The 878-nt window shown below is 63.6% G+C and carries 1 protein-coding gene; it reads right to left on the minus strand.

Annotated features, from left to right (window positions below; translation table 11 throughout):
• Nucleotides 1–70 precede the first annotated feature (70 nt).
• Nucleotides 71–878: L-threonylcarbamoyladenylate synthase (locus tag VU18_RS14695; RefSeq protein WP_236687424.1), on the minus strand; the 808-nt coding region annotated here is incomplete at its 5' end.

An 878-nucleotide genomic window follows, 5' to 3' on the forward strand; every position in this document is an offset into this window, starting at 1 on the left:
ATAGACAAGCTGCTTTTTCGACCAGGATATGTGAAACTTGTTCGCTGCATCTATACAGACGGACGTCCTTTCATTTCCGCTGTTCGCTGATGGCGCGTCCGCCGGCTGCTTTGCGGAGCCGGTTCATGATCGCCGCGCCGATTCCTTCTTCCGGAAACGCCTCGCTGTAAATGAGATCGACGTTCGTTTCATCAAATCGGCGCAGCGTGTCGTACAGCCGGCTCGCGACCGTCTCAAGCGCCTGGCGCGTTCCGCACGGCAGCACGACATCGGCCGCATACTGATCCCGGTTCTCCTCGGTCGTCAACACGCCGACCGTTTTCCCTTCCGCCCGGCTTTCATCGACAAGCCGCTGCAAAAACGCGGGCGGGCCGGCGACGATCCAAAGCGGCGCTTTCGGCGCATAATGCGTATATTTCATCCCCGGCGCTTTCGGCGCCGCCTCGTCGTCCACAGCAGCGGCCTCTTCAACGCGGCCGATCGCTTCAATAAGCGCCTCTTTCGTCACCCCTCCCGGGCGCAAAATCGTCGGCACGCCCCCACTACAATCGAGCACCGTCGATTCAACGCCCACGCCGGTCGGCCCGCCGTCGATCACCCCGGCGATCCGCCCGTCTAAATCGGCAAGCACGTGCGCCGCCGTCGTCGGACTCGGCCTTCCTGACCGATTCGCGCTCGGGGCGGCCAACGCCAAGCCGCTCGCCTCGATCAACGCCAGCGCCAGCGGGTGATCCGGCATGCGCACCGCCACCGTCGGCAGCCCAGCCGTCACCCGTTCAGACACCGCTTTGGCCCGTTTTGGCAATACTAACGTGAGCGGCCCCGGCCAAAACCGCTCCATCAACGTTTTCGCCATCGGCGGGATCGAGGCGGCTACC

The organism is Geobacillus sp. ZGt-1 (genome assembly GCF_001026865.1).
GTDB classification, from domain to species: Bacteria; Bacillota; Bacilli; order Bacillales; family Anoxybacillaceae; genus Geobacillus; species Geobacillus thermoleovorans.